Here is a 22,798-nt window from a genome sequence, read left to right as displayed (position 1 = left end):
ATTATTCGACCTCGTCGGAAAGTTGGGGCATGTGGTTCCAGTACAGTTTCCGACGTAGCGTCGAGAAAATGCTGTAACCAGTGGGATGGACGAAACGAATCGTGTGCTGAGCCCTGCGTACGTCGATGCGGTCGCCTGGCTGGCAGTCGGACCAGGTCTGCATGTCGAAGTGGACGCTGGCGCCGGACTCGACCCTGCCCAGCGCCGTGATGGTAAGGCTGAGCGTACCAGTGTCGGGCAGGACGATAGGGCGGTTTGATAGCGTTTGCGGTGCAACCGGAACGAGAAGGATGGCATTCAGCTGAGGGTGCACGATAGGGCCATTGGCAGACAGTGAATACGCCGTCGAACCCGTGGGCGTGGCCACAATCAGGCCGTCGGCACGCTGGCTGTACATGAATACGCCATCGAGTTCCACACGAACTTCTATCATGCCGCCGCGGCCCGCACGGTTCAGTACGACGTCGTTCACGGCCAGGCCCGAAAACATGATTTTGCCGTCCCGCACGACACGGCTTTCGAGCAACATGCGTTCTTCGATTTCGAAATTGCCCTTCAGGACGCTGGCTAGCGCATCGTTGGCAGTGTGCAGTGGGATGTCGGTGATGAATCCAAGGCGACCGTGGTTGATGCCGATAAGCGGCACGCGGGTAACGGCCAGTTGGCGCGCGGCGCCCAGCATGGTTCCGTCTCCGCCCATGACGACGGCCAGGTCGGCTTGCTGACCGATGGCCGCGTAATCGGCTATGACATGTTCTGTTATACCGGTATTAGTGGCGGTATCGGCTTCGATGAGCACTTTGCATCCGGCGGCATGCAGCGTGCCGGCAAGTTTGCGCAAAGGAGCATCCAGCCCGCTGTCTTGATGCCTGCCGATGAGCGCAACGGTTTTAAAGTGCATAAGGTTAGACACCTTGATGATTGGTGGAATAATAGGGTTTAGTTGATTATATGGTCCCTGCAGCCACATGGCTGTAGGTAGAAAAACCACTTTTTATAACGGTACCTGAAATATAGTCATGGATGATCGAGCCAACGCGCTTTTGAAAGCGCTGATAGAACGTTATATTGCGGACGGACAACCGGTGGGCTCCCGTACCCTGTCGAAGATGTTCGATTTGTCGCCAGCGACCATCCGCAACGTCATGGCCGACCTCGAAGATCTGGGTCTGATCCATAGCCCTCATACTTCTGCTGGCCGCATACCGACGCCCAAGGGGTATAGGTTGTTCGTCGATCGACTGCTGGCTGTGCAGCGCTTCGAAGTGTTGCCTGCTAGCCATATCCGCCAAATTCTTCCGGCGGCCGAGCCCGGCCGTGCCGTCACGGCCGCTGCGGCCTTGCTGTCGAATCTGTCGCAATTCGCAGGTGTGGTGCTCGCGCCCAAGCGCGCGCAAATTTTCCGCCAAATCGAGTTCATACGGTTATCCGACAAACGAGTCTTGCTTATCATTGTCACCCCTGACGGCGATGTGCAGAATCGCATTCTTTTCGTTGCGCGTGACTACCTCGAGCAAGAACTGCTCGAGGCCAGCAATTTTTTCAACCAGCATTTTGCCGGCATGTCCTTCGATCAGGTCCGCCTTTCCATTACCGATGAACTTTCATCCTTGCAAGCCGATATCTCGCGCTTGATGCAGGCTGCGGTCGAAGCAGGCACCGCAAGCTCTGATGCCGACGACAGCCTGGTCATATCGGGCGAAAGCAAACTTCTCGATATTTCCGAGATCGCCTCCGACATGGACCGCTTGCGACGCATGTTTTCATTGTTCGAAAAGAAAACCGATCTCTTGCAGTTGCTGGACGTTTCCAGTCGGGCGCAGGGCGTGCAGATCTATATCGGCGGCGATTCGCAGTTGATGCCGGTGGACGATGTCTCGGTCATTACCGCGCCTTATGGGGTCGACGGCAAGATCGTCGGCACCCTGGGTGTCATAGGTCCCTCGCGCATGGCATATGAACGCGTCATCCCCATCGTGGACATCACCGCGCGCATGTTATCGAATGCGCTAAGCCATAATCAGTCTTGACGATTGCCCGGTAAATCGTCGAGCCCTGTTATATCTTCCTGTCGTGTCTCAATGAGTTATAGAAAATGATCCAGCTGTTTGCCCCGCGTTATTTGCCGGAACCCGCCGACCCCCACGGCCTTGACGGTGAGCCGCCACCACGCGAGGCCGGCCCGTTGGGCGTGCTTCTCGTCAATCTCGGCACCCCTGACGAACCCACAGCCAAATCCATACGTCGCTACCTGCGTGAGTTTCTCTCTGATCCTCGCGTTATCGAGATTCCTTCATGGATATGGCAGATCATCCTTCGCATTTTTATCCTTACCCGGCGGCCTCAGGCGCTGGCACCCCGCTACGAGGAAATCTGGCTGGAGCAGGGTTCGCCGCTGCTGGTCTACAGCCAGGCGCAGGCGCTGGGCGTGCAGCAGCATCTTTCCGATGCCGGTGTCCCAGCGCACGTGGAACTGGGCATGCGCTATGGCAATCCCTCCATCCCGGACGCCATGGATGCACTGCGGAAGAAGGGGTGCGAACGCATTCTGGTGGTGCCCATGTACCCGCAGTATGCCGCCAGCACGACAGCGACCGCGGTCGATGCGGTGGCCGCGCATGCTGCGAAGCTGCGCAACCAGCCCGAAATGCGTTTTGTGAAACGCTATTATGACGAGCCTGGTTATATCGATGCGCTGGCGCGTCAGGTCACCGATTACTGGGCTCTGCACGGCAAGCCGCAGCGCCTGCTCCTCAGCTTCCATGGCTTGCCGCGTCGTACGATACAACAGGGCGATCCCTATCATCGCGACTGCATGGAGACCGTGCTGTTGCTCAAGCGTCGCCTGGGTGTCGACGCCAGCCTCGTACACGTTTCATTCCAGAGCCGGTTTGGCGCCGAAAAGTGGCTCGAGCCGTATACTGAACCATTGTTGCGCGAATGGGCCAGGCAGGGCATTACCCGGGTGGATGTCATGTGTCCGGGTTTTCTGGCCGATTGCCTTGAAACGCGGGAGGAAATCCAGATGCAATGCCGCGACGCATTTCTTGGCGAGGGCGGTCAACAGTTCCGCTATATATCGTGTTTGAACGACGACCCAATATGGATTTCCAGCCTCGCGGGGCTGGTCCGAAAGCACCTGGGAGGCTGGATTCCCTGACCCATGCCATTCGGCGGAACGAGTTCTGACAGAGCCGTACACGAGGTCTTGAAACGGGGGCGATTGTCCCCATTTTTATTGAATTGAATACTTAGCATGTGGAGATTTTTTATGTCGGCACCCAACGAGTCCCTCGATCCGAAGAGCAATCCGCCTGTTGATACCCCGGAGCAACTCGAGGGCGGCACCGGGCAGGATCAGGCCCAGGAAACTGAATTGCAGGCCCAGGAAGATTGGGCCACCCTATTGTCCGAGGCGCAGGAGAAAGTGGCTCTTTATCACGACGAATTGTTGCGGGCCAAGGCCGATGTCGAAAACATCCGCCGACGCGCCGCCGACGACGTTGCCAAGGCGCGAAAATTCGGTACCGAATCGTTTGCCGAAAGCCTGATACCGGTTCGGGATAGCCTCGAAGCCGCGTTGGCTCAAACCGGGCAGACCGCCGAGTCATGGAAAGACGGCGTCGAAGTCACCTTGCGCCAGCTGAACGCCGCCTTCGAACGTAACCTGCTCAGGGAAGTCGCACCGGTACCGGGCGATATCTTCGATCCTCATCGGCATCAGGCCATCTCTACGGTACCGTCCGACTTGCCGGAAGATACGGTCGCACAGTTGCTGCAAAAAGGCTACACGATCGCTGACCGGGTCTTGCGTCCCGCTCTGGTGATGGTGTCCGCGGGCAAATCCGCGCAAGAATCGTAAAAAATGGACGATATGGCTTGAAATAACGCGCCGTATCCCCATTTGTGACCTATTCAAGCAGTTTTCCGAATTAAAAATTTCTTTAGCAGGATGATAAATTATGGGCAAGATTATCGGCATTGACCTGGGCACGACCAACAGCTGCGTGGCTGTGATGGACGGCAGCACGGTCAAAATCATTGAAAACGCGGAAGGCACACGCACTACGCCTTCAGTTGTCGCTTACTTGCAAGACGGAGAAATCCTGGTGGGTGCTCCGGCCAAGCGCCAGGCGGTCACCAACTCCAAAAACACGCTCTATGCGGTCAAACGCCTCATCGGCCGCAAATTCGAAGAAAAAGCGGTCCAGAAAGACATTGACCTTATGCCGTATCACATCGTCAAGGCCGACAATGGCGACGCATGGGTCGAAGCCCAGGGCAAGAAGCTCGCGCCGCCACAAGTGTCGGCCGACGTACTGCGCAAAATGAAGAAGACCGCTGAAGATTACCTGGGTGAAGAAGTCACCGAGGCTGTCATCACGGTCCCCGCATACTTCAACGACAGCCAGCGCCAGGCCACGAAAGACGCCGGACGCATTGCGGGTCTGGACGTCAAGCGCATCATTAACGAGCCCACGGCCGCGGCCCTTGCCTTCGGCATGGACAAGACGGAGAAGGGCGACCGCAAGATTGCCGTTTATGATCTGGGCGGCGGTACGTTCGATATCTCCATCATCGACATCAACGATGTGGATGGCGAGAAGCAATTTGAAGTGCTGTCGACCAATGGCGATACCTTCCTGGGCGGCGAAGACTTCGACCAGCGCATCATCGAATACATCATCGGCGAATTCAAGAAGGAAAGCGGTGTCGACCTCGCGAAAGACATGCTGGCTTTGCAGCGCCTGAAAGAAGCGGCTGAAAAAGCGAAGATTGAACTTTCATCGGCGCAGCAGACCGAAATCAACCTGCCATACATTACGGCGGATGCGTCCGGTCCCAAGCACCTCAGCCTGAAAATCACGCGTTCCAAGCTCGAAGCTCTTGTCGAGGAACTCATCGAACGCACCATCGCGCCGTGCCGTACTGCCATCAAGGATGCCGGTATAAAAGCATCGGACATCGATGACGTGATCCTGGTGGGCGGTATGACGCGCATGCCCAAGGTCCAGGAGAAGGTCAAGGAATTCTTTGGCAAAGAACCGCGCAAAGATGTCAACCCCGACGAAGCCGTCGCGGCTGGCGCTGCCATCCAGGGTTCCGTGTTGTCGGGTGACCGCAAAGACGTTTTGTTGCTCGACGTGACGCCATTGTCCCTGGGCATCGAAACGCTGGGCGGCGTCATGACCAAGATGATCCATAAAAACACCACGATACCTACCCGGTTCTCGCAGGTGTTTTCCACGGCAGACGATAACCAGCCTGCGGTGACCATAAAGGTATTCCAGGGCGAACGCGAAATCGCAGCCGGCAACAAGGGCCTGGGCGAGTTCAACCTTGAAGGCATACCGCCCGCAACGCGCGGCGCGCCTCAAATCGAGGTCACGTTCGATATCGATGCCAACGGTATTCTGCACGTGTCGGCCAAGGACAAAGGCACGGGCAAGGAAAACAAGATCACCATCAAGGCCAACTCGGGCCTGACCGACCAGGAAATCGAGCGCATGGTGAAAGATGCCGAAGCCAACGCCGAGGAAGATCACCGTATCGCCGAGCTTGCACTGGCCCGTAACCAGGCCGATTCCTTGGTGCACTCCACCCGCAAGTCGCTGGAAGAATACGGCGACAAGTTGGATGCTTCGGAAAAGGAATCCATCGAGGCCGCTATCAAAGACCTCGAGGACACCATGAAAGATGGCGACAAGGCAGCCATCGATGCGAAGGTAGAGGCGCTTTCGACCGTTTCGCAAAAGCTGGGCGAGAAGATGTACGCAAACATGCAGGCACAAGCTGCCGCGTCGCAAGGCTCGGAAGAAGCTGCGCAACCTGCTGACGACAACGTGGTCGATGCTGACTTCAAAGAAGTCAAACGCGATCAGTAAAGTCTGGTTGTAGCGGTTTCAGGCCCGGTTTCTGGTGTCATGCCGGAAATCGGGCGTTCTTGTTCATGCACAACGAATAGACGTCTAAGACGCAAGCAATTCAAATGGCAAAACGCGACTATTACGAAGTACTTGGGGTGGCAAAGAATGCCTCCGACGAAGAACTGAAAAAAGCTTATCGCAAGCTGGCGATGAAACACCACCCGGATCGCAATCCGGATAGCAAAGAGTCCGAAGAGAAATTCAAGGAAGCCAAAGAGGCCTACGAGATGTTATCTGACGAACAAAAACGCGGTGCCTATGACAGGTTCGGCCATGCAGGCGTCGACCCTAATTCAGGGGCGGGCGGCATGGGCGGAGCCGGTTTTGCCGATGCCTTTGGTGATATTTTTGGCGAGATCTTTGGTGGCGCGGGCCGTCGTGGCGGTGGCGCACAGGTGTACCGCGGTGCCGACCTTAAATACACGCTGGACATTAGCCTGGAGCAGGCCGCCAACGGGTTTGATACTGAAATTCGCGTACCCAGTTGGGAAAGCTGTGAAGTTTGTCATGGTTCCGGTGCCAAGCCCGGCACCCACGCCAAGACTTGCCATACCTGCGATGGTAGCGGCACGGTGCGTATGCAGCAGGGGTTTTTCAGTGTGCAGCAAACCTGCCCGACCTGTCATGGCCGTGGCAAGGAAATTACCGAGCCATGCGCCACGTGCGACGGAGTCGGCCGCACGCGCAAGAACAAGACCTTGCAGGTCAAGATACCCGCGGGTATCGATGATGGCATGCGTATCAGGTCGTCGGGTAATGGCGAACCGGGCGTGAATGGCGGCCCTCCCGGCGATCTTTATGTCGAAATTCACTTGAAGCAGCACGGTATTTTCCAGCGCGACGGCGAAGACCTGCACTGCGAACTGACGATTCCATTCACGACGGCGGCACTGGGTGGCGAACTGGAAGTGCCCACATTGTCGGGACGGGGTGCCATTACCATACCCGAGGGTACGCAGACAGGTAAGACTTTCCGTCTGCGGGGGAAGGGCATAAGGGGTCTGCGAGCCAGTTATCCAGGCGATCTGTATTGCCACATTTCGGTCGAAACGCCGGTAAGGCTGACCGATGAACAGAAGAAGATCTTGCGCCAGTTCGAAACATCTTTGGCGCAGGGCGGCGAAAAGCATTCGCCCAAAAGCGAATCCTGGACCGACCGCGTGAAAAGTTTCTTTTCCTGATCCAGGATACCGAAATGGCGCTGCCGCGCTATTTCGGTTTTTGCTTTTTCTCGTCGGCTGCCACGGCAGTGCTGAAGCCGGCCGGGTCAAGTGATGAACGTAGCGCCGCGTTCACGTCGTCGACGGTCAAAGCGGCCAGCGCCTTATCCATTCTTTCTGACCATTCGAAACTGCGGCCCAACTCCATGTAGTTGATCCACGCCGAGGCCAGTACGCCGTCTCGTGTGCGCGCTAGCTTGCGGTAATTGAGCAGCGCGTTGATGCCTTCCTGGACTTCTTCCTGTGTGTATCCTTCTTTCAGTGCACGCTGAAGTTCTTCGGCCATTGCATCCTCAAGCCGTTGGCTGTTCTCGGGTGCGTGAATGGCATAGAGCGTCCATCCGCCCGAGGGTTCGAAGGACGATGCGTCCAGGCGGCTGCGTACATCATAAGACAATCCTTCCTGAACCCGTATCCGGTTCCAGAGACGGGAAGTCTCTGAACCGCCCAGCAGGTAATTGGCCAGATACAGGGCAGGGTACTTCGGATCAGTGTCCTGCAGCTTCAACGGCATTTTGCTCAGATAGAATGCATTGGCCTTGTCCGGCGTATTGATGTCGAACTCGGCGGGCGCCACGGCGTTGTAAGGGTGTGACACGCGTTCATAGGCGGGTGCCTTGCGCCAGCCCTGCAGGCCCGTGCTCAGCGCCGTCTTGACCGCTGCAGGATCAAAGGCGCCTACTGCGGCCAGCGCCATGCTGCCGGCACCATAAAATTGCGAGTGGAACTCGATCAGATCTTTTTGAGTAATGGCGGCGATTTCGCTCTGCGATTCGTCGAAACTGGGCGTGTAGCGCACATCGTCACGCGGCCACGGATTATCGTGCCGTGCAAGCGTTCGCGATGCAAGCGCGCTTGGCTCGGACATGGCGTTCTTGATCGCCGTACTGGCTTGGCGCTGGTATTCGACCAGTTCGTTGGCAGGAAAGTTTGCTTCGCGAAGTATATGCAACACAAGCTCGACCAGGGCAGGCAAGTGCTCTTTTGTAGTCGACATGTCCACCGCGACGACGCCAGCTTCTCCGCCGAAGCTTACATTGGCTTGCAAGGCATCGAATTTATCCTGGATTTCCTGCCGGGACATCGTGCTGGTGCCATGATCGAGCAGGGATGCAACCGCACCCGCAATGACGCGTTTCCCCTTAAGCGTGTCGGCCGTGCCGAACTGCAAAAGCAAATTCGCCTCTACCCGGTCGCCGCGCGTCGGTTTGGGCAAAAGGGCCAGCTTCACCTCCCCGTTCGGCAATACAAGGGGTGCACGCTGAGTCATCGCATCGATATTGGCTGGACTGGGGTCGAATGCGGCAATGGCTTCGCCGGTACCCTGGCCTTTGTAGTCCTTCAACAAGGCATCCAGATCTATCTTGGTCGCCTGCGGCGCGCGAGTGGGCTGCTCGGTGGGAATGTATAAGCCGATCGTCCGATTGCTTGGAACCAGGTAAGCCGCCGTGACGCGTTGCACTTCGGGCAACTCTGCACTTTTTACCTGGTCGCGCCGCAAAAAGAACAGGCGCCAGTCGCCGTCAGAGGCCGTTTCGGATAAAGCTGCTGCCATGTCCGCTGGGTTCGCGTACGTCTGCGACCAGTCAGTCAGCCATTTATTGCGAATGCGATCCAGGTCCGAATCGGTGAAAGGCTTCGACGCGATCGAGTCCAGCGTATCTTCCAGTGTGCGCACTGCTTTGGTCTGATCCATCCCCGGCTGTAATTGGGCCCCGAACAGAACGTAGCCGGGCTGGTTCAATCCGGCCGCAAAACCGAAGATGTCGGTGCTGAGATTATTCCCGACGAGGGCATGGTACAAACGGCCCGATGGTGTGTCGGCCAGTATGCCAACGCCAAGATCAAGCGCTGTGTAGTCTGGGCTGGATGCAGCAGGTCCGTGGTACATGGCTGCAATCAGCGGGCTACCGCCCTGGCGGCGCAGTGTGACTTGCCGTTCGCCGTCCTGAACGGGTTCCACGGTGTACTCGGGCGGCAGCTTGCGTTCCGCGCGGGGGATCTTGCCAAAGGCCTGCGCGATGGTCCGTAGCGTCTGCGCGGGGTCGAAGCCACCGGCCACGATCAGAACGGCATTGTCCGGTTGATAGTATGTCTGGTAGAAAGCCCGCAGTTGACCGATATCTACGTTCTCGACGTCGGAACGTGCGCCGATGGTGCTGTTGCCATAGTTATGCCAGCGAAATGAAGTGGCTTGCATCTGCTGCATCAACACCTGGAATGGGCTGTTTTCGCCCCGTTCCATTTCGTTGCGCACTACGGTCATTTCAGAATCGAGGTCTTCTTTCGCAATAAGCGAATTCACCATGGCGTCGGCCTGCCAGCCCAGATACCATTCCAGGGTTTCCGGATTGGCGGCGAAGCTGGCGTAGTAATTGGTCCGGTCGCTGGTGGTCGATCCGTTGGCCTGCAACCCTCGTTTGGAGAACTCCGCCAGTGCATTGCGCATGGTTGGCGTGCCGCGAAACAGCAAGTGTTCGAGCAAATGCGCCATTCCGGTCTGACCATAGTTTTCGTGCCGCGCTCCGACCAGGTATGTCATGTTTACCGTGGTGGTGGGTTTCGACCCTTCCGGTACCAACAATACCCGCAGGCCATTATCCAGCTTGTATTCGGTGACGCCTTCGATGGACGTGACCTGCGTGATTCCAGAGGGAAGGTCCAGGGCCGTTGCCGGCAATGCCATGAAGGTCAATACCAGCAAGGCAAGCAAGCGGAATTTGATTTCCGAAAGCGACAGTAGCATGCGCAATTATCCGAGTAGAGAGTAAGGTCAAAGTAACCGAAGTCTTTTTAACAGACTTCGGCAAGGGCGTTTTCATGCATACTATTTTGAGAGCGCGCGCATGGCTTGTTCCAGCCCACTGACGGTTACTCCGTACATGCGCTCATGCATGATGTTCTTGATAATAGCGATGGATTGCCGATACTGCCAATAGGCTTCGGGTTCGGGATTCAGCCAGACCGACTTGGGCCAGTTTTCCAGCAGGCGCTGCAGCCATGCGGCGCCGGTCTCTTTGTTGTAGTGTTCGACCGAGCCACCAGGCTGGAGGATTTCGTACGGACTCATGGTTGCATCGCCCACAATGATAAGCCTCCAGTCATCGTTGTACTTGCGCAGAATATCCCAGGTATCGAAGCGTTCCGCCGTACGGCGCCGATTATTTTGCCAAAGGGATTCATAAGGACAGTTGTGAAAGTAGTACACGTCCAGATGACGGAATTCGCTGCGTGCCGCCGAGAATAGTTCTTCGACCCGAGCGATGTGGTCATCCATGCTGCCGCCTACGTCCAGCAGCATCACCACTTTAACGGTGTTGTGCCGTTCAGGCACCATTTGCAGGTCCAGAAACCCGGCATTCTTTGCCGTGCTGGCAATGGTGTGATCCAGGTCGAGTTCCAGATCGGCGCCTTCGCGCGCAAAACGGCGCAGGCGTCGTAGCGCCATCTTGAAGTTGCGCGTGCCCAACTCCTGCTGGTCGTCGTAATCGCGATACTCGCGCTTTTCCCAGACCTTGATGGCGGTCCGGTTTCCGGCCGACGGCCCTCCCACGCGTATGCCTTCCGGATGGTAGCCGCCGTGGCCAAACGCCGATGATCCTCCGGTACCTATCCACTTGTTGCCGCCGGCGTGGCGTTCTTTCTGCTCTTCCAGTCTTTCTTTGAAGAGCTCCATGAGCTTGTCCCAACCGTGCTTCTCGATCGCCGCTTTTTCTTCAGGACTGAGGTTTTTCTGGAACTCCTTGATAAGCCAGTCCAGCGGGATTTCCTTGTCGGTCGGCGTCGCCGCCTGCAAGGTGTGGTAGAACTCGCCGAAGGCCTGGTCGTAACGGTCGAACAAGGTCTCATCCTTGACCAGGGTCATGCGGGCCAGGTGATAGAAATCATCGATGCTGGGCGGCATAAGGCTGGTTTGCAACGCGCTCAGCAAGGTTAGGTATTCCTGCACCGATACCGGGAGCTTGCGTGCTCGCAAATGATAGAAGAAGTCAATCAGCATGGTGCCGACTCAGTTGATATTCAAGATGCTTTTCGACTTCCCGCCATTCGCCGGCCAGAAGACTGTACATGACCGTATCCCGTACGCTGCCGTCGCGACGCAGCGCATGATGGCGCAGGACGCCGTCTCTTCGGGCGCCCAGCCGCTCGATCGCGCGCTGTGAGGCAAAGTTGTAGTTGTCGGTGCGCCAGCCGGCGACCACGGCACCCAGTGTTTCGAATGCATGGCGCAGCAATAATAGCTTGCAGGCGGTATTCACATGCGTGCGCTGCCAGCGCTTGGCGTACCACGTGTAGCCTATCTCCAGCCGTGCAACGGCGGGGACGATATCGTGATAGCGGGTACTGCCTATGATGTCGCCGCTGTCTTGCTCGATGATGGAAAATGGCAGCATGTGGCCCATGCGCTGGCCGTCAAGTGCCGTGTCCACGTAGGCCGGGGTCGTACCCGGTTCTGGCACTGACGTCACGCGGAGTTGCCATAGCTTTCCGTCGGCGGCTGCAAGCTCGAGGCCGGGCGCGTGCTCTTTTTGCATGGGAACGAGCGCTACGCCGTAGCCCTCCAGCGTTGTCGGTGTCGGCAGTTCTCGGAAACCCTGGTGCAGGCTCATGTTGCGATCTTCCCTCTGAAAAGTGGTCTGGACAGGTGCGCCGTGCTCAACGGCGCTGGCTGACCCGTGTCATGGCCGCCAGGCGTTGCAGAAGCGTGAGGTCTTGCTCGTTCTTGAGCAGTGCGCCGGCCATCAGAGGCAGATCGCCTGTTGTGCTGCTGATGTCTTTGGCGGACACAGCCTCATTCAGGAGCAAGCGCAACCAGTCCAGAAATTCAGACGTCGAAGGCTTCTTCTTTAGTCCGGGCGCCTCGCGCAGTGCAAAGAAGGTGTCCATGGCGGCTCGCAATACATCTTCTTTGATCGACGGATAATGGACGGCCACGATTTCCTGCATGGTATCGCGGTCCGGGAAGCTGATGTAGTGAAAGAAGCAGCGACGCAGAAAGGCATCAGGCAAATCTTTTTCATTGTTGGATGTGATGATGATCAGCGGCCGGTGCTTGGCCTGCACTGTCTGGCGGGTTTCATAGACGTGAAACTCCATGCGGTCCAGCTCACGCAACAAATCGTTGGGGAATTCGATATCCGCCTTGTCGATCTCGTCGATCAGCATGACCACGGGTTCGTCAGCCTCGAAGGCCTGCCATAGCGTTCCCTTGACGATGTAGTTGCCGATGTCTCGTACTTTCTCGTCGCCCAGTTGAGAATCCCGAAGCCGTGAAACGGCATCATATTCATACAGGCCCTGATGTGCCTTTGTGGTGGATTTGATGTGCCATTGCAGCAGCGGTCGGCCCAATGCTGCGGCGACCTCTTCGGCCAACATTGTTTTGCCGGTGCCGGGTTCCCCCTTGATCAACAGGGGACGCTGCAAAGCCAGCGCCGCATTGACGGCCAGTTTAAGGTCGGCGGTCGCCACATAGCGTTCGGTGCCGGTGAAGCGTTCGGATGGGAAAGGTGCGGCGGCAGGAGTCATTTATTCGTTCCAGATAGGTAGTCAGCATTACCAAGTCGAAGGACATTCGTGTATCGTTAGCCTCAATTATCGTACAATCTCCATTTTTCGTTGGTTGCTTGACATAAATCAACAGTTATTCACTGTCTAACAAGAGCTATTATGAAGCTGCGATCCCCCCTGACGCGCACTTTTGCTGCGCTGGCCGTTATGGCTTCCTGTGTTTATGCGGGCCAAGCCCTCGCGGCGGATGCCGCGCCCGTGGGCGACGCCAAGGCCGCTCTCTCTAAGATCTCGATGTGCATCGGTTGCCATGGCATACCGGGCTATAAGGCCAGTTTTCCAGAGGTCTATAACGTTCCCATGATTGCCGGCCAGAATGCAGAGTATATCGTTGCCGCCCTGAATGAATACGCCAATGGCGGCCGCTCGTTCCCCACCATGGAAGCCATCGCGCAAAGCCTGTCGCCACAAGACATGGCCGACCTGGCCGCCTATTACTCCAGCCTTAAATAATCGGGGGCCAGCATGAAAAAACTGTCATTCGCTCTGGCGGCCGCCGCCATGTTCTCCACTGCATCCGGTGCTGTCGCCGCCGATGTGGCCGCCGGCAAAGCGGCATTTGAAAAATTCGCCTGTGCCTCGTGCCATGGTGCCGATGCCAAGACATCGGTATTGCCTACGTATCCCATACTGGCCGGGCAACATGAAGATTATCTACGGCATGCCTTGCGCGCCTACCAACGCGGTGCAAGTGGCGCTCCCGCCACGGCGAATATTCGCAAGAATGCTGTAATGGGCGCTATGGCGGCGCCGCTTTCCTCGACAGATATCGCCAATATCGCGGCTTGGTTGTCCAGTCTCGAGTCACCTCTGGCGGTACGCAAGTAGTATTCAGTCGGAACGCCGTCAACCACGCGTGGCATGACGGCGGATCAATTCCAGGTATTTATCGCTATCAAATGGGGTGCCCAGCCGCTGGGCTTCCCAGATGACTTCGCCCAGCGCTTCCATGATGATGTGGGCGGCTTCGTGGGCGTCGCGCGTGGCCAGCAGACCCTGGAAGGCTTTCTTGATGCCCGGTGGCTGATCTATTGACAATTGTTCGTTGATGGCCAGGTGCATGGATAAATGCAGAAATGGGTTGGTCTGGCCTTTTTCCACAGAAAAGTCGGCTTCCGCGATTTCCGGGTTTCCCAAGTCTGCGTGATATTCAGGGTGCAGTTCGACCAGGTCGGTCGCCATTGTTTCGAGCGGTGTCAACACACCGCCCGCCTTCCGCTTGGTCCAGGCTTCGGTAAAAAACTGTCGCACCTGTTCGCGCGATGGATTGAACATAAGACATCCCGTGGCTTACCACCACATTGTTCGATGAAAATGACCATTTTAAAGCCTCTTTGACGTCAGGGCAGTTCGCAGTATGCTTTAAGGTCGGATACAGACCACGATTTAGGATAAACTACTCTTATATAAGACTACGCATTTTCGTTTGGCACTTATCCGATTCTTACTCCTTATAGAGCACAACTGGAGCATTCATGTCCTACCAGCACATCAAGGTACCCGCAGCGGGCCAAAAAATTACGGTCAATGCCGATTTTTCGCTCAACGTCCCCGACGAGCCCATTCTTCCTTTCATCGAAGGCGATGGCACCGGGGCCGACATCACGCCTGTCATGCTCAAAGTCGTTGACGCTGCAGTTGCCAAGGCCTACGGTGGCAAGCGCAAGATCCACTGGATGGAAGTCTACGCGGGTGAAAAATCCACCAAAATCTACGGCCCCGACGTCTGGTTGCCTGAAGAAACGCTGGAAGCTGTCAAGGATTACGTCGTTTCGATCAAAGGTCCTCTCACGACGCCGGTCGGCGGCGGTATCCGCTCGCTGAACGTGGCATTACGCCAGCAACTCGACCTGTATGTCTGCCTGCGGCCTATCCAGTATTTCAAGGGCGTTCCGTCGCCCGTGAAAGAGCCTGAGAAAACCAATATGGTGATCTTCCGTGAAAACTCGGAAGACATCTATGCAGGCGTCGAATTCGAAGCGGAAAGCGCCAACGCCAAGAAGCTGATCGCGTTCCTGCAAAATGAACTGGGCGTCACCAAGATTCGTTTCCCCGAAACCTCAGGTATCGGCATCAAGCCTGTATCGCGTGAAGGCACGCAGCGCCTGGTGCGCAAGGCCATCCAGTACGCCATCGACAATGACAAGGCATCGGTCACGTTGGTGCATAAGGGCAACATCATGAAGTTCACCGAAGGTGGCTTCCGCGACTGGGGCTATGAGCTTGCTCAAAAGGAATTCGGCGCGCAACTCATCGACGGCGGTCCATGGTGCAAATTCAAGAATCCCAAGACCGGTCGCGAGATTACGGTCAAGGACGTCATTGCCGACGCCTTCCTGCAGCAGATCCTGTTGCGTCCTGCCGAATACGACGTCATCGCCACGCTGAATCTTAACGGCGACTATGTCTCCGACGCGCTTGCCGCACAGGTCGGCGGTATCGGTATCGCTCCCGGAGCCAACTTGTCCGATTCCATCGCCATGTTCGAAGCCACGCATGGCACAGCGCCTAAATATGCGGGTAAAGATTACGTCAATCCGGGTTCCGAGATCCTCTCCGCCGAAATGATGCTGCGCCACATGGGCTGGACAGAAGCCGCCGACTTGATCATTTCCAGCATGGAAAAATCCATCCTGTCCAAGAAAGTGACCTACGATTTTGCGCGCTTGCTTGAAGGCGCCACACAGGTTTCGTGCTCCGGTTTCGGCCAGGTCATGATCGAAAATATGTAGTCAGTTTTGAACTGATCCATCGAAATCTGAAAGAGCCCTGTTTACACAGATAAGCAGGGCTCTTGCTTGTGTAGCGCTACCATCTATCGTACTGCCCAATAGAGTGACGTTGCGGTTTTAATGTTCCTCTGGCACGTTCAGGCGCCACCAAAATATATCGCGACTATGCCTGACACAGCAGAATAGGAAGAACGCCCGTAGCTTGCCTCGTGGTAATGGCAAAATGATGCCCTTGGACTTTTTTGTCCATTCCTGATGTCAGCGCGGAAGGTCGCCGACGAGTCACAGAGCTTTACATGAGCGATACACCGTTCCGCTGGAACAAAATAATCATCCCGGCTTTCGGGCCGTCGGTGCTGTTCGGTATTGCCAACGGAGCAATCCTGCCCGTGATAGCGCTGAGCGCCATCGACATCGGCGCCTCGCCGTCCACGGCGGGTTTCATTGCCGCCCTGGTCGGCCTAGGGTCCCTGGCAGGCAACATTCCCGCAGCGATGATCACTTCCAGACATGGTGAACGGCGCTCGCTGATCGGCGCGGCGGTGTTGAGCGTGCTGGCGCTCACGTTGTGCGCAGTGGCTCGTCATCCGGTATTGCTGGCGCTTGGTGTGCTGCTTATGGGACTTGCAACAGCCGTGTTCTACTTGGCCAGGCAAACCTATCTGATGGACGCGGTCCCGGTGCATATGCGTGCGCGTGCATTCTCGACACTGGGTGGAACACAACGTATTGGCATGTTCATAGGTCCGTTTGCAGCCGCGGCCCTGATGCATATGGTAGGTTTGGCGGGAGCGTACTACGTGGCAATTGCAGCGCTTGTGGCCGCCGGCGCCTTATCCTTTGCTTTGCCCGAGCTGCAGCTGCGCGACAACATAGGCGTCGTTGCGCCGCCTACGTCACGCATGAGTGGTATTGCCTCGACGCACAGGCATGTGTTTCTCACACTGGGCTTCGGGATACTGTTGATCAGCGCAATGCGTGCGTCGCGTCAGGTCGCCATACCCCTGTGGGCAGACGCCATCGGTTTGACGCCTGCGATGACCGCCGTGGTCTTCGGTCTGGTGTCGTCCATCGATATGCTGGTGTTTTATCCCGCCGGCAAAATTATGGATCAGTATGGCCGTCTCTGGGTGGCGTTACCCTGTTCGCTCATTCTGGCGGCTTCCCTGTTTGCCTTACCGCTCACGGGCGCTTTGCTCAGCTTTTCTCTCGTGTGCATGCTGATGGGGCTGGGTAATGGCATTGGGTCGGGTATCGTCATGACCCTGGGTGCTGATGCGTCGCCGTCGGTGGGAAGGACCCAGTTTCTGGGGCTGTGGCGGCTGATCGCCGACATTGGAACCAGTGCGGGTCCTATTCTTTTGTCTAGTCTGACCGCGCTGATATCGCTGAGCGCGGGCATTGCCGCCACCGGTGCATTTGGCCTGGTCGCGGCCGTCATCTTCTGGCATCAGTTGCCACGGCATGGCGGGCCAAGGCGTGATATATGAAGGCACTGCACAGCGAGGCAGTGTGCAATGCTGGCGCCTGTTAACGCGATTAACAAATCTCTCCGCTGCATTAACTCGATCCGCTCATCGGGTTCACGACCGCTCCGTACACTTTGGATTAGGCAGTTTCTGAAGTAAACGACTTTAGGCGAGAGTGCAACATGCAAGTCAGTAGAAGAACATTCCTCAAGACCACGGTGGCATCCACGGTAGCCGCCAACGGACTCACATGGTTCGGCGCAAATGCGGTATTTGCGGCCGACACGGTGACCATACCTAGTGCCAGTCATTGGGGACCTTTCAAGGCTGTCGTGCAGAACGGTGTGCTGATCGGTGTCCAGGCTCTGCCCGACCTGGACGCCATGCCCACGAAAATGCTTACCGAGGGGCTGCTCGGTCGCGTCTATCACAAGACCCGGGTTCAGTACCCAATGATCCGCAAGTCGTATCTGGCCGACCCCACCGGTGATACGAAACCGCATCTGCGGGGCAAGGAGCCCTTCGTCCGGGTGAGTTGGGAGGAAGCACTGGCCATCACAGCCAATGCGATCCTTACCACGGCTGAAAAGCACGGGAATCAGTCATTGTTCAGTGCTTCGTACGGTGGTTGGTCGCATGCGGGACTTCTGCGACCACAGGTTCTTCAGGGCCGGTTGTTCAACCTGATAGGAGGCCATTCCGTCACCACGGGCGATTATTCAGCCGGCGCGTCGCAGATCAGCTTGCCGCACATCATCGGCGATATGGAAGTGTATTCGCCGCAGACCGCGTGGGAAGTCATTGCCGACAAGACCGAAGTCATGGTCTGGGTCGGTTGCGATCCCTGGAAGAATAATCGCGTCGAGTTCACGGTGGCCGATCACCAGATGTACCCTCGCTGGAAGAAGATCAAGGAAAGGGGCGTCAAGTTCATTTCCATCAACCCTCAATACACACCCACCGACGTTGCCATGGGCTCGGACTGGGTGAAAATCGTGCCCAATACGGATACTGCCTTGTTCCTTGCCATGTCCTGGTACATATATACCAACGGCAAGCACGACCAGGCGTATCTGGATAAATACACCGTCGGACTGGACAAATTCCTGCCCTATTTGTTGGGCAAGGACGCCGACGGGACACCTCCCAAGACACCCGAATGGGCCGCAGCAATCACCGGTATTCCCGCGGCAAAAATCGTCGAGTTGGCAGAGCTGTTCGCCGCCAAGCGGACGCAGTTTGCCATTGGCTGGTCGTTACAGCGCGCTCATCATGGCGAGATGCCTCATTGGGCAGCCATCAATCTGGCCGCGATGCTGGGCAAAATCGGGAAGCCGGGTGAAGGCATCGGTTTCAGCTGGCACTATGGTGGCGGCGGAATGCCGCAATCGACCAAGGTGATGCCTATCGGCATTCCTCAAGGGCGTAATCCGTTGACTTCGCGCTGCCCTGCATCGCGCATCAGCGAGATGTTGCTGAATCCGGGCAAGAAGTACACGCGTGATGGTACTGAAGACACCTTTCCGGATGTCAAGCTCGTTTATACCTCCGGAAATAATGTGATGTCGCACCAGCAGGACACGAATGAGTTGTTGCGTGCATTAAACCAGCAGGTCCAGACGTTCATCTGCCAGGATCCATGGTGGTGCGCCTCGTCGCGTTTCGCCGATATCGTATTGCCGGCTACGTCGGCGCTTGAACGCGATGATATGAGTTCCGGCGGTACCTATGGCAACGATAAGATCTATGCCATGCGGCAGGTGATCGAGCCTTATGGTGAGAGTCTGGATGATTTTGAGATCTTCAAGCGTCTCGGCGATCTGATGGGCGTAGGCTTTCAATTCACTGAAGGCCTGACCGTTAAGCAAATCCTTCAAAATGCCTATGCGCATGCCAACCCGGGTATTCCTTTTGATGAGTTCTGGGAGAAAGGGCACGTTAAGTTGGACGTACCCGAACCGATGCATCAATGGGTGCGCCATGGCGATTTCTATACTGATCCGGTTAACAAGCCGCTGCATACCGCGTCGGGCAAGATCGAACTGTATTGCGACGTCATCGCCAAAGCCAAGGTTGCTGATTGCCCGCCGATCCCTAAGTTCCTGGAGCCCATCGAATATTTGGGTAATGCCAAGCCCGGCCAGGTGCATGTGGTCAGTCCGCATCCATTCAATCGCCTGCATTCGCAAATGGCCAATACCGACCTTCGCAATGAGCAGCACATCCAGGGACGCCAGCATGTGCTGGTGAGCCTTGAAGATGCGAAGGCCAATGGCATCAAGGATGGCGACCTGGTGGAGCTCTTCAACGAACGCGGTGCCGTGATTGCGGGCGCACGCGTGACTGAACAGATCATGAAGGGTGTCGTCAGTCTGGAAGAAGGCGGATGGGTGCAATTCGACTCGAAAGGCCGATGCAACAGTGGATCGATCAATGTCATCACGACCAGTGTTCCGGCTAGCGGGCTGAGTCAGGCGACAAGCGCCAATACCTGCGTGGCCAGCCTCAAAAAATGTATTGATCCCGAATCCGAAAATCGGGCATTCGAACCCCCTGCCATCGAACAGAACAAGGGCATCGCGCTGGATATCGCTTCAATGAACCTCGCTACCCGCGCACAAAACCTGAAAGGGGCGACTCTCGGGTCCATGTCGCCGGGCGAAAAGTTGTTTTATGGACGGTGTACCTTGTGTCACGTGGCGCGAGAGCCCGGCGACTATACAATGAGTCAATGGATGGGCATCACGCAGAGCATGTTCCCGCGTGCCGGCCTGGACGACGGCGAACGCAAGCTGGTACTGGAGTTCTTGGCCAAGAACGCAAAGGACGCAGTGACCAAGTAAAAGGCCGGCTACTTGTTGTTCTTTAAGACCCGGTACCCAACCCGGGCTTTTTATTGCTCAACGGAGGGAGATCACTATTCCGAAGCTGTACTGGATAACCATGCTGGTCTTGGCAATTGTCATTCCGATGTGGATGTATTACACGTTTCATCTCGTTTGCCGATTCAGACGAATCGAGGAGAAAGCGCAGGCGGGAAACGTGTTCATGGCATCTCTCAGCCATGAACTTCGGACGCCGCTCAGCGGAGTAAGTGGCGCTGTGCAATTGTTACAGGATACCAAGCTGGATGAGCGTCAGCGCGAGTACGCGCGGATGATCTCCTACGCGAACACGACGCTATTGGAAGTCCTGGACGATATGTTGAATTATTCGCGGATCGAATCGGGGAAGTACGAGGCTCAGATCGTCCCGTTCGACGTGCATGCCGTCATCGATGACATGCTTTCATTGCAGACGATACAGGCGCAGAAGCGAGGCATCGCACTGATCCGCGATATCGATCGGGATGTCCCTGTCGTCATCATGGGCGACCGACGCAAACTCAATCAGGTTTTGCTTAACATTATCGGCAATGCCATCAAGTTCACCGATGAAGGGTCAGTCACGATCGCGGTGACGGCCCACCCATCGCGCGCCCAGCGGGTGATGCTGCATTTTTCAATTACCGATACCGGAATTGGTGTTCCTTCGGAACAGTGCGCCGAGGTGTTCAAGCCCTTCGTGCAGGTGGAACATCTGGTTCACGGCCGCCGGGGGGGGACAGGCCTGGGTCTTGCGATCTGCCGGCGCCTGATTGACGGAATGGGCGGCGATATCCGCCTGGACAGCAAGTTGAACGAAGGAAGCCGCATCCGCTTTCACCTTGAGTTCGATAGTGCGGCCAGCATGCCGGCGACAGCATCGCGGTCTATTGCCCGTTCGACTGCCAGTGATGCGGGTTCGTTGACAGTCTTGCTGGTGGAAGATGACGAAATCAACCGTCTTGTTTGTACCCGCTATCTTGCATCGAATGGCCATCATCCACTTGTGGCCGGCGATGGTCGCCAAGTTTTGCACATTCTGCAGTCAAGAGACCGGGTGGACGCCATCTTGATGGATATGAACCTGCCAGGCACTTCCGGCATAGACTTGGCTATGCAGATTCGCGAGATGCAAGGGGGAATGTGGAAGCAGGTGCCCGTGATCGTCATGTCGGCCGACCTGTCGGGCAATGTCATGGAGCGCTCCTTGCTGGCTGGAATGTCTGCGTTCCTGCGTAAGCCATTCACCTCGTTGCAATTGAATGAGACCTTGCGAACAGTGACGGCGGGGCGCAATAACGTGACCATCGTGCCCGCGGATCACGCAACGTCTTCTTTCGGCGCTGCCAAGGCCCCAAGTCTGCTCGACGCCGCCTGGGTAGAAACCGAGATCGGGGAGCTCGGCGTAGCCATGATGCTGGAATTGTTGAACATATTCCGCGCCGGGGTGGCTACCGACCTTGGTGCCATTGATGCTGCCGTACTGCGCAAGGATTGGATTTCCGTCGCGGGCGATGCCCATCGGTTGCGCAGCGCAGCCGGCAACCTGGGCATGACATTCGTCGTTGATGCCGCACGTCAGCTTGAAATAGCGACGAACGGACCCATCGTAAACGAGCCTGTGATGGACCATCTTATTTCGGAACTTGCACGGCTGTGCCACGCAAGCTGTGATGAACTCAGGTCAAGCCTCTTGGCGGCCCACCATAACGTACCCCTCGCTACGGATGGTGATGATTAGCCGAGGTTTTTGAGGGTCGTCCCGTAATTTTTTCCTCAGTCTTGATATCAGTACGTCTATCGTGCGGTCGGACGCGTCCCACGGTCGCTGGCTTATCGCCTGCGTGAGTGTGCTCCTGCTAACCACCATGCCCGGCCGTTGCCCCAGGGCTATCAGTAAATCCATTTCGCCGCGCGATAGCGTGAGTTCGCCTCCGTTGTCGTCCTTGAGTCGGCGGCAAGCGAGATCCAGCGTCCAGCCACCGAAGTAGCGAAGTTCCTGCTGCACTTCAATTAATTGACGCGGACGTAGTCGATGGGTTTGTCTCAGGACGATCTTTACGCGCGCCAGCAGCTCGCGGGAATTGAACGGTTTCGTCACATAATCATTGGCGCCCGACTCCAGCCCTACGATCTTGTCGATATCGTCGTCACGTCCGCTTACCAGGATTATTCCCAAATAGTCATCGTGAGCACGTAACTCGCGGGCAAGCTCGAGACCATCTTTGCCTGGCAGTCCTACGTCCAGCAATATCAAGGCAACTTTCGCGTGCTGCATGCAGTGCCACATCTCAGGGCCGCTGCCGGCGATCAATACGAGGTAGCCTTGACGCTCAAAGTAGGCTTTATGCCGCGCACACGTTACTGGATCATCATCGACGACCAGTATGGTAAGCGTTTCAGAAGGCAGCTGATTCATGACGCGATGCACCATAATGGCGAATCACGCCCTGGCTTAGATAAAATCCGCATTAACTTAGTGCATTCCCTAGGTGTTAGCTTTTGAAAAATCATGCACAATGCGTTCCATGCAGGTGAGGAGACAAAGCCCTGCATGGGCAAGCCGATAAATCGGTACATAAGAAAGTTGCAGGTCCCATAAAAAATATAAAAGTACAAAGGTCGACAATACAATTGTCGGCCTTTGTCATTCCCGAAGCATTTTCTGCCGGCTGGCCTGTCTTAATGCATGGTCGATTTTGAAAAAATGTTCAAGACCAGTACGCCTGCGATGATAAGGCCTATGCCGATTAAAGCGGCAGCGTCGAGCGTCTGTTTGAACATGACATACCCGATCATCGAAATGGCCACGATGCCGGCTCCCGACCAAATTGCATACGCGACCCCCACGGGAATGACACGCAAGGTCAACGCCAGAAAGTAAAACGACACCAGGTATCCCACTGTCGTGATCATCGCCGGATACAGTCGTGTGAACCCGTCCGATGCTTTAAGCGCGGTAGTGGCGATGATTTCCGCGCTGATTGCAATAGCAAGATAAAGCCAGCTCATATC

The 22,798-nt window shown here is 56.3% G+C and carries 19 protein-coding genes; 11 read left to right on the top strand and 8 right to left on the bottom strand.

From position 1 onward, the window contains the following. Position 1: 1 nt before the first annotated feature. Entirely contained in the window at positions 2-901 is a 900-nt protein-coding gene (locus CR155_RS14550; RefSeq protein WP_102070771.1) for an NAD kinase, read from the bottom strand. Between the two features lie 118 nt (positions 902-1,019). Between CR155_RS14550 and hrcA the strand changes: the two genes are divergently transcribed. The 5 genes from hrcA (at position 1,020) to dnaJ (ending at position 7,108) form a co-directional block, all read left to right on the top strand. Then, positions 1,020-2,030: a heat-inducible transcriptional repressor HrcA gene (gene hrcA / locus CR155_RS14545; RefSeq protein ID WP_102070770.1), complete on the top strand. Its 1,011-nt coding sequence runs from the start codon at positions 1,020-1,022 to the stop codon at positions 2,028-2,030. Positions 2,031-2,095: 65 nt separating this feature from the next. Then, positions 2,096-3,160 carry a ferrochelatase gene (gene hemH, locus CR155_RS14540; protein ID WP_102070769.1) on the top strand — a complete coding sequence of 355 codons (1,065 nt, stop codon included), beginning with the start codon at positions 2,096-2,098 and terminating at the stop codon, positions 3,158-3,160. A 111-nt stretch (positions 3,161-3,271) separates the two neighbouring features. Beyond that, entirely contained in the window at positions 3,272-3,862 is a 591-nt protein-coding gene (gene grpE, locus CR155_RS14535; protein WP_102070768.1) for a nucleotide exchange factor GrpE, read from the top strand. Between the two features lie 100 nt (positions 3,863-3,962). Continuing rightward, positions 3,963-5,885, top strand: coding sequence for a molecular chaperone DnaK (dnaK, locus tag CR155_RS14530; protein WP_102070767.1), 1,923 nt, complete (start codon positions 3,963-3,965; stop codon positions 5,883-5,885). Positions 5,886-5,989: 104 nt separating this feature from the next. Continuing rightward, the gene (dnaJ, locus tag CR155_RS14525) at positions 5,990-7,108 is read left to right on the top strand and encodes a molecular chaperone DnaJ (RefSeq protein WP_102070766.1); all 1,119 of its coding nucleotides are present in this window, start codon (positions 5,990-5,992) and stop codon (positions 7,106-7,108) included. A gap of 28 nt (positions 7,109-7,136) precedes the next feature. Here the strand turns inward: dnaJ and CR155_RS14520 are convergent, their stop codons facing one another. The 4 genes from CR155_RS14520 to CR155_RS14505 all read right to left on the bottom strand — a co-directional run bounded on the left by CR155_RS14520 (position 7,137) and on the right by CR155_RS14505 (position 12,676). Next, positions 7,137-9,887: a M16 family metallopeptidase gene (locus CR155_RS14520; RefSeq protein WP_439650449.1), complete on the bottom strand. Its 2,751-nt coding sequence runs from the start codon at positions 9,885-9,887 to the stop codon at positions 7,137-7,139. Between the two features lie 87 nt (positions 9,888-9,974). After that, positions 9,975-11,147, bottom strand: coding sequence for a vWA domain-containing protein (locus CR155_RS14515; RefSeq protein WP_102070764.1), 1,173 nt, complete (start codon positions 11,145-11,147; stop codon positions 9,975-9,977). Then, positions 11,137-11,757, bottom strand: a complete 621-nt coding sequence (locus CR155_RS14510) for a GNAT family N-acetyltransferase (protein WP_102070763.1) — start codon at positions 11,755-11,757, stop codon at positions 11,137-11,139. The genes CR155_RS14515 and CR155_RS14510 overlap by 11 nt, the downstream gene beginning before the upstream one ends. Positions 11,758-11,803: 46 nt before the next feature. Further along, on the bottom strand, positions 11,804-12,676 hold the full coding sequence (locus CR155_RS14505; protein WP_102070762.1) for an AAA family ATPase: 873 nt from the start codon (positions 12,674-12,676) through the stop codon (positions 11,804-11,806). A 141-nt stretch (positions 12,677-12,817) separates the two neighbouring features. On the opposite strand from CR155_RS14505, the gene CR155_RS14500 reads away from it, so the two are divergent. Both CR155_RS14500 and CR155_RS14495 read left to right on the top strand, forming a co-directional pair. Next, entirely contained in the window at positions 12,818-13,171 is a 354-nt protein-coding gene (locus CR155_RS14500) for a c-type cytochrome (RefSeq protein WP_199171771.1), read from the top strand. Positions 13,172-13,183: 12 nt separating this feature from the next. Then, positions 13,184-13,546, top strand: coding sequence for a c-type cytochrome (locus tag CR155_RS14495; RefSeq protein ID WP_102070761.1), 363 nt, complete (start codon positions 13,184-13,186; stop codon positions 13,544-13,546). 18 nt (positions 13,547-13,564) lie between these two features. On the opposite strand, the gene CR155_RS14490 is transcribed toward CR155_RS14495, so the two are convergent. After that, complete coding sequence (locus CR155_RS14490) at positions 13,565-13,993, bottom strand: DUF1841 family protein (protein ID WP_102070760.1); 429 nt, start codon at positions 13,991-13,993, stop codon at positions 13,565-13,567. 200 nt (positions 13,994-14,193) lie between these two features. Between CR155_RS14490 and icd the strand changes: the two genes are divergently transcribed. From icd to CR155_RS14470, 4 genes are all read left to right on the top strand, one after another. Continuing rightward, complete coding sequence (gene icd / locus CR155_RS14485) at positions 14,194-15,450, top strand: NADP-dependent isocitrate dehydrogenase (RefSeq protein WP_102070759.1); 1,257 nt, start codon at positions 14,194-14,196, stop codon at positions 15,448-15,450. A 296-nt stretch (positions 15,451-15,746) separates the two neighbouring features. Continuing rightward, entirely contained in the window at positions 15,747-16,940 is a 1,194-nt protein-coding gene (locus CR155_RS14480) for an MFS transporter (protein WP_102070758.1), read from the top strand. A gap of 161 nt (positions 16,941-17,101) precedes the next feature. Beyond that, positions 17,102-19,762 carry a molybdopterin-dependent oxidoreductase gene (locus tag CR155_RS14475; protein ID WP_102070757.1) on the top strand — a complete coding sequence of 887 codons (2,661 nt, stop codon included), beginning with the start codon at positions 17,102-17,104 and terminating at the stop codon, positions 19,760-19,762. Positions 19,763-19,967: 205 nt separating this feature from the next. After that, entirely contained in the window at positions 19,968-21,524 is a 1,557-nt protein-coding gene (locus CR155_RS14470) for an ATP-binding protein (protein ID WP_158238282.1), read from the top strand. Here the strand turns inward: CR155_RS14470 and CR155_RS14465 are convergent. Beyond that, entirely contained in the window at positions 21,468-22,202 is a 735-nt protein-coding gene (locus CR155_RS14465; protein ID WP_102070914.1) for a response regulator, read from the bottom strand. The two genes, CR155_RS14470 and CR155_RS14465, sit on opposite strands and share 57 nt — an antisense overlap. 263 nt (positions 22,203-22,465) lie before the next feature. Then, positions 22,466-22,795: a DMT family transporter gene (locus tag CR155_RS14460; RefSeq protein ID WP_102070755.1), complete on the bottom strand. Its 330-nt coding sequence runs from the start codon at positions 22,793-22,795 to the stop codon at positions 22,466-22,468. Positions 22,796-22,798 lie beyond the last annotated feature (3 nt).

Origin of the sequence: Pollutimonas nitritireducens, assembly GCF_002849615.1 — a bacterium.
Taxonomy (GTDB): domain Bacteria; phylum Pseudomonadota; class Gammaproteobacteria; order Burkholderiales; family Burkholderiaceae_B; genus Pollutimonas; species Pollutimonas nitritireducens.
Note: the sequence above shows the minus strand (reverse complement) of the source record. Positions and strands in the feature narration are given on the sequence as shown.